Raw genomic sequence first — 6413 nt, 5'->3', positions numbered from 1 at the left:
GCCTTTGACGCTGAATTTACTAAGCGTGAGAAAGCTATCACGGATGCCATCGAACTTGCCAAGGCTAAGGCGGAAGAAGTCAAGCAAGAAGTGTCTGACACTATCAATCAGCGTTTCAATAGCTTTCATGATGAACCTTTACGAGAATCAAGGCGCAAGGCTGAGGAAGCTTTGAGACAAGCTGGCGCAAGTAGCTCTCTTGCTCAGGAAGCCAAGCGGATTGGGCTGGATTCTGTTGCTAGACTTGAAGCGTTTAAGTCGCAGACTAGGAGTGCTCAGACGGCTTTGTCGGGTGATTTGAATCTTCTAAAGCAGACAGTTACCAATGATATAAGCTCCAAGCAAAGGCAACTTAAAACTGACATTTCCAAACAAGTTCAAGCTCTCGGTCAGATAAAGAATGACTTGGCTGGAGTCAGAAGCTCTCAGGCAAGATATGAAGAGACGACTAAAGGCAGGCTAACTGCACTGACGAACAGAATGGAAGGGAAAGCTAACAAATCAGAAGTCAGGCAAACAGCAGAGACTCTGACGAGTCAGATAGACCGTATACAAGAAGAGAGCTCTACTCGTATTTCAACAATGACCTCTCGTTTTAATCAGCGCGCTGATGCGCTTGATGCTGGAGTGAGGCGTTTGACTGAAGGTCTCAGAACCAAAGCGGATATCAGCTCCCTCAACGTGACTGCTGAGAATATCCGGCAATCTGTGAAGAGTCTTGAGACAGACACGCAGAACAAACTAAATCAGAAGTTGAGTCAGGCTGAATTTGAGGTGCGAGCTGGCTCTATCCGCCAGGAAATCCTGAACGCAACCAAGGACAAGGCAGATAAGACCTTAGTTGTGGCTGAAGCAGGGAAATTACGGGAAGAGTTTTCAAATATGCAAGTTGGTGGTCGGAACTATTATCGTGATTCCGAGAAAATTCAACAGTCTCGTTTTGGTTTTGTGTTTGATAATCTAGATCCCTATCTTTCAAAGTCCGATATTGGGACAACTTGGACTCTCTCGTTTGATTATAAACTCGATGAAGTTGATGGTTCTTTTCCTTTCCACATGATGCATAATGGTGGGAATGGCTTTGGTATAGAGGGACGAAAAGAGTTCACTGCGACTAGGGAGTGGCAGCGATTTAGGCTTACAGGTCCGGTATTTTTTAAAGAGGATGCGCCCTCTGAATCCAAGCTACAGATGACCCTATTCAATTCAGATTTAGGATACGGAGGAACTCTTTTCATTCGTAGGATTAAACTTGAAAAAGGTACCCTAGCGACAGACTGGAGTCCAGCGCTTGAAGACACCAATGGTCTCATCACACAAGCTAAGGCTAGCTTTGAGCGAACAGCGCAGGAATTGCGAACGGATTTGTCGGCTGTTCAGGCCTATGTTGCTCAAGATGGTCAAAGACAGGAAAGCTTACAGCGCTATACTCGTGAGGAGAGCGCGAGACAAGCAAGAGCAGTTCGTGAGCAGATATCCAGAGATTATGTAGGGAAATCAAGCTATCAAGAAGACGTGGAGGGGATTCATCGGAGAATTGAAGGAGTTAAAACGAGTGCGAATAGAGAAATAACTAGCCAAATAGCTAGCTATCGTCAATCTGCCGACGGGACATTTAGGGATATTTCAAGCCAAATAACAACTTATAAGCAGGATATGACCAGGAACATTGCGAACCTATCCCATCAACTGGCAGGTAAGGTAGAGACTACTGACTTCCAGCGTGTTAAGGAAACCAGTGAACTTTACGAGCGGATTCTGGGTAATACTGAAAATGGAATTGCGGATAAGGTTGCTCGCATGGCTATGACCAATCAACTGTTTCAGGTTGAGGTTGGGAAATATAGTGTAAGCGGCCCTAACCTCATTAAGAATAGTGATTTTAAAAATGATACGAATAAATGGGGCTCAACTCAAAATTTAGGAAGATTGGTTAAGCATAGCTTTTATCACAACGGGCAGAAAGACCTTATGCGTTTAAGCAATGCAACTAAAAACAAAAACTTTTTGTCTAGTCACCGTTTTAATCTTGAACGAAATACTGACTATGTACTGAATTTTAGAGGATTTAACAACAGTGCTCTAGCAAGCTATGATGTTTATATTTTGGGACGAAGAGCAGGCGAGAGCGATGGATTCACAATCTTTAAGAAAGTTGTTAGCAGCAAGAAACTATCTACCTCTAGATGCGAAGATGTCTCAGTAACTTTTAATTCCGGAGAAATGGATAATGCTTACATTCGTTTTGAGAACAATGGCTCATCATCAGGAACAGCTGATTTGTATATTACAGAAGTTGACTTGTACAAAGGTTATAAACCTAGAACATGGCAACCACATCCAGAAGATGCAGTCGCAGATGCGAATAAGAAGCTTGAAGCAACGCAAACAAAAATGACTCAACTAGCTGGCTCCTGGTTGGTTCAAAACATCAACAGTGCAGGTGATTTGATTTCGGGTATCAATCTAGGAGCCAATGGACATAACCGCTTTGTTGGGAAATTAACCCATATAACAGGCGAGACCCTGATTGACAGAGCAGTCATCAAGTCTGCCATGGTTGATAAGTTGAAGACAGCTAATTTTGAATCAGGTTCAGTAACGACAGCTGTTTTAGCTGCCGAAGCGGTCACAGCTGATAAGGTAAAGTTTGATCATGCCTTTATTCGAAAACTTATTGCCAACGACGCCTTTATTGGAGAACTAACTTCTAAACGTATCTTTGCGACTAAGATTGAATCAGTTGTGAATCGCTCGACTTTCTTAGAAGCTTATCAGGGTCAAATAGGAGGGTTTACAATTGGTCGTTTTGCTCAAGGAAGAGGTCGCTGGATTTCTGGTGTCAACCAATTCTCGGTCGGCATGGGAAACGGCGAAGGCGGAAGCTACAATGGCGAAAATACCGCATTTTGGGCGAACTGGGGTTACAGTTGGAACAGTCCTGGCCCCAATGCTTGGTATGTGACAACGTTAGGAAACATGCATTGCCGAAACGGAGCAAATTTCCACGGTAGGGTTGACTTTTCGGATAGATCAAGAGTGAATTTTTATAGTCAACCGTCGTTTTCAAATGGAGCAGTGATAAATGGTAGTTTGAGGGTGTCTGGTCGTATCACTTATAGTGGCGGTGAGTGGCTTTACTCACCTATATATAATAAATTATGGAAAGATACTTCACAAGGAGGTACCTGGCTATATTTGAATAGACAAGGTAACGGAGGTAGCGACTGGATTGAGATGAATAAAAGAATCTCAGACCGTCGCTATAAATCAAATATTCAAGACAGTCAAGTATCTGGTCTAGATGTCATCGAAAAGCTGAAGACTTACAGCTATCGTAAAGAATACGATGGCCAAATTGAGGATATCTCATGTGGTATCATGGCTCAGGATGTCCAGAAATATGCCCCTGAAGCATTCTATGAGAATCCTGACGGTGCATATTCATATCGCACATTTGAATTGGTGCCTTACTTAATCAAGGCCATTCAAGAATTAAATCAAAAAATAGAAAAAATGGAGAACAGACATGGATAATCACACAATCGACAAGCTAGTCGCTGAGTCACTCGTCGACCGTTTGGCTGATATCGAATTGAACTATGCGCATTTAAATGTACACCATAGGCTGGCTTTGGCTGAATTACAGGCCTTTAAGGCGGTGCTGGAATATGACCCAGCGCTTAAAGAACTTTTTGACGAAACGCAAGCGAAAATGAAAGGAAATAAGGAATGAATTACGAAGTAGCAATCAATCCCTACTTGAAAGGTGGGGAAAATGTAACAGTTGTCGCAATCAAGATGGAAAACAAGGGGCTCTATTCTTATGAGCAGTGCGAATTGCCAGGTGACCACACACAGGATAGTGAGGACGCCCTTATCCAAGCGGTTTTGGAATTGGTTCGCACTGAACTGGACCCAACAAGCGCCATTGTCAAGAACCAAGAACAACTGGCTAAGACGACGGAAGCGCTGGAGAGAGCCAACCAGCTCATGGATGGCATGCAGAAGGTCAATCTCCAGAATGCTCAGGATATTGAGGATATCTTAGCGCGATTGGAGGAGCTGGAAGCTCAAGGAGAGTCTGACCAGGAGGAGACCGACGAGGACACCCCTCAGGTTACGGACACAGAAAACCAAGCTGAAGAAGCACAACCAACCCCAGCGGTAGAAGATAAGAAAGAAAGCGAGAAAGAAGATGACATTTCTGAAACGACAAACCAAGAGAGCCCTAGTGAAGACAATGGAGGTAGCAGCAATGAGTAAGATTACACTAGACCAAGCCAAAATCGACATGTACATCAACCTACTGGAACGTGGAGCAGTTGACTTTTCATGGGTACATAAACGCTGGAAAGACCGTGTGCGCAAGGAATTGAAGCGACGTGGTTTGAGCCATCTGGCAAACTAGCGAGGTGCTTATGACAGAGATTGAGCACTTATTGATTCGGTTTCTCTTTTCTCTGATTCCTGTGGTTGTCTTGTACTTTTCCATGAAGGACAGGGCAACCAAGCAGGAAAATCGCATGACAGCCATAGAAAAAGACATTGAGAACTTACGCGAATTTCGAATGTCGGCTAACAAAAGATTGGATAACCATGACGAACAAAATAAGGCTATTCTGGTGCTGGCTGAACAGGTCAAATCGCTAGGTGAAGATGTGAGAGAACTGAAAACCTTGATACAAAGTAAACAGTAAAGAAAGAGGTGCAGAATGGTCTGTAATCTCAATATGACCAATTTGCGGCAAATTGACGGTGGGCACCTGATTAAGCAAGGGGACTTGGCTTCCACCTTTGGTTTTGCCCTCTTAGACGAAGATTACCAAGTCATCTCCTCTCTGGAAGGGAAGGAGGCACTGATCAGTCTGACCAAGGAGGGCTACCAGTGGAAGAAGCAGGTAACCGTTACCGGTCAAGGTGTGAGTTTTCATCTGGACGCTATCTTGCCCATTGGGAGTTATCGCTTGGAAATCACGGCTGGAGGCTATGTTTTCCCCAGTGATAAATCTGTCCATATCAAGATAGTGGCCTCAGATAAAGAATTGGTCACAGAGGAAGTCCATGCTTTAAAAGAGCTGGATATTGCAAAAGAAGTTGAGAAACAGCTTACAGGTAGAACTGTAGGCGAGAGCCCAGTAGGTCAGGAATTGCCAGACCTGCTCTTTTATTACAATTTAGGAAAGGTGTAACACAAAATGGATACTACAAAATTAACAGCATTTGCGCAGGCAGTGGGGGAAGATAACAAAAAGGTAAACGAAGAGCTGAAAACGAAAGTCAGCACGTCTGACATGAACCAAGCAATCGCCCAAGCTAAATCTGAAGTTAAGGCTGAAATCTTGGGTGAAGGAACGCCTGAGAATTTGGACACACTGAAAGAAATCGCGGAAAAAATCACAAGTATGGGACAAGATGAAAATAGCGCACTTCTTGGCAAAGTAACTGAAGTCAGCGGACGTGTAGACCAGATTGCCAATGTTGACTTGGTCGCAACCTATAACGCAGCGAAAGCGTGAGTGCTATGAGTAACCTTGAAAATCTAGCAAGAGCAATCGGTGAGGATGTCAAGGCTATCAAAGAAGACTCAGAGCTAAAGGATAGGGAGGTTAAGAAAAGACTGGACACCCTTGAGAGTAGACCGAAAGTCCATCCAGAAACCCTCGTTACAAAAGCGGAGCTGGAAGAGAAAGGCTACTTGACCTCCCACCAAGACTTGTCTACTTATGCCCAAAAATGGGAGTTGTACAATGATATCCCCATCAAGGCTAGGATTTCCGCCTTAGAAAATCGTCCATCATTCGATACGCTGACACCGACTCAACGGGATAGCTTAAAAGGGGATAATGGGCATAGTTTGAATGCCAGCGTTCGTATTGAGGGTTCTTATAAGAATGGCTCTACTAGCCGATTGAATTTGTTTGCGGATGTATTCTACGATGGCGAAGCAGTCACGAGCGGCTATACTCTTGATTATTACTACCGTGGTTTTGGCTATACAAACTGGCGTTCTTTGAGAAATCAGACCCCTGATTCAGCAGGAAAATTTGGCACATGGAGTGCTTCTCAGCGTTCTGGTGGTTGGTTTGAAGTTCGCATTGAAGTGAATTACAGAGGATTGAGAGCCTCTGCTTTTACCCATTTGGATAATGTCAACGATGGTGAACAAGGGCGAAGTGGAGTTCCAGGTCAGAACATTGTCAATCAGAACGGTTCGCAGGCACTCAACTATTGGGCCGGTACGCAAGAGCAGTACGATGCTATTACTACCAAAGACCCTCACACGATTTACGATATTTTTAAGTAGGTGAAGCTATGAGAGATAGAGTAAGAATCATGTTAGGAAGTAGAGAGATTGTCAAGCGCTATATTGGCGATAGGTTGGTGTGGTCGAGTGGACCGTCATTATTATT

General features: G+C 44.0%; 8 protein-coding genes. All 8 read left to right on the top strand.

Annotated elements, in window-relative coordinates; genetic code table 11:
- On the top strand, nt 1-3537 hold a 3537-nt coding region (locus HT671_RS07620; protein WP_240153272.1), incomplete at its 5' end, for a tail fiber domain-containing protein.
- Entirely contained in the window at nt 3530-3736 is a 207-nt protein-coding gene (locus HT671_RS07615) for a hypothetical protein (RefSeq protein ID WP_000368698.1), read from the top strand. The genes HT671_RS07620 and HT671_RS07615, both read left to right, overlap by 8 nt.
- Nucleotides 3733-4266 (top strand): hypothetical protein, encoded by a 534-nt coding sequence (locus HT671_RS07610; protein WP_172923110.1) that lies wholly within the window; start codon nt 3733-3735, stop codon nt 4264-4266. The genes HT671_RS07615 and HT671_RS07610 overlap by 4 nt, the downstream gene beginning before the upstream one ends.
- The gene (locus HT671_RS07605) at nt 4259-4411 is read left to right on the top strand and encodes a hypothetical protein (RefSeq protein WP_000036642.1); all 153 of its coding nucleotides are present in this window, start codon (nt 4259-4261) and stop codon (nt 4409-4411) included. The genes HT671_RS07610 and HT671_RS07605 overlap by 8 nt, the downstream gene beginning before the upstream one ends.
- 10 nt (nt 4412-4421) lie before the next feature.
- Nucleotides 4422-4700, top strand: a complete 279-nt coding sequence (locus tag HT671_RS07600) for a hypothetical protein (RefSeq protein ID WP_000134981.1) — start codon at nt 4422-4424, stop codon at nt 4698-4700.
- Between the two features lie 33 nt (nt 4701-4733).
- Nucleotides 4734-5192, top strand: coding sequence for a hypothetical protein (locus HT671_RS07595; RefSeq protein ID WP_240153271.1), 459 nt, complete (start codon nt 4734-4736; stop codon nt 5190-5192).
- A gap of 6 nt (nt 5193-5198) precedes the next feature.
- Nucleotides 5199-5519, top strand: a complete 321-nt coding sequence (locus HT671_RS07590; protein WP_166736992.1) for a hypothetical protein — start codon at nt 5199-5201, stop codon at nt 5517-5519.
- Between the two features lie 5 nt (nt 5520-5524).
- Nucleotides 5525-6307 carry a hypothetical protein gene (locus HT671_RS07585; RefSeq protein ID WP_000067166.1) on the top strand — a complete coding sequence of 261 codons (783 nt, stop codon included), beginning with the start codon at nt 5525-5527 and terminating at the stop codon, nt 6305-6307.
- Nucleotides 6308-6413: the final 106 nt, after the last annotated feature.

Source organism: Streptococcus sp. 2741 (assembly GCF_013276315.1).
Classification (GTDB): Bacteria; Bacillota; Bacilli; order Lactobacillales; family Streptococcaceae; genus Streptococcus; species Streptococcus pseudopneumoniae.
Note: the sequence above shows the minus strand (reverse complement) of the source record. Positions and strands in the feature narration are given on the sequence as shown.

Excerpts from the sequence above, each read along its gene's own strand:
- HT671_RS07615 (WP_000368698.1), top strand. The coding sequence starts at position 3,530 with ATGGATAATCACACAATCGACAAGCTAGTCGCTGAGTCACTCGTCGAC.
- HT671_RS07610 (WP_172923110.1), top strand. The coding sequence starts at position 3,733 with ATGAATTACGAAGTAGCAATCAATCCCTACTTGAAAGGTGGGGAAAAT.
- HT671_RS07605 (WP_000036642.1), top strand. The coding sequence starts at position 4,259 with ATGAGTAAGATTACACTAGACCAAGCCAAAATCGACATGTACATCAAC.
- HT671_RS07600 (WP_000134981.1), top strand. The coding sequence starts at position 4,422 with ATGACAGAGATTGAGCACTTATTGATTCGGTTTCTCTTTTCTCTGATT.
- HT671_RS07595 (WP_240153271.1), top strand. The coding sequence starts at position 4,734 with ATGACCAATTTGCGGCAAATTGACGGTGGGCACCTGATTAAGCAAGGG.
- HT671_RS07590 (WP_166736992.1), top strand. The coding sequence starts at position 5,199 with ATGGATACTACAAAATTAACAGCATTTGCGCAGGCAGTGGGGGAAGAT.
- HT671_RS07585 (WP_000067166.1), top strand. The coding sequence starts at position 5,525 with ATGAGTAACCTTGAAAATCTAGCAAGAGCAATCGGTGAGGATGTCAAG.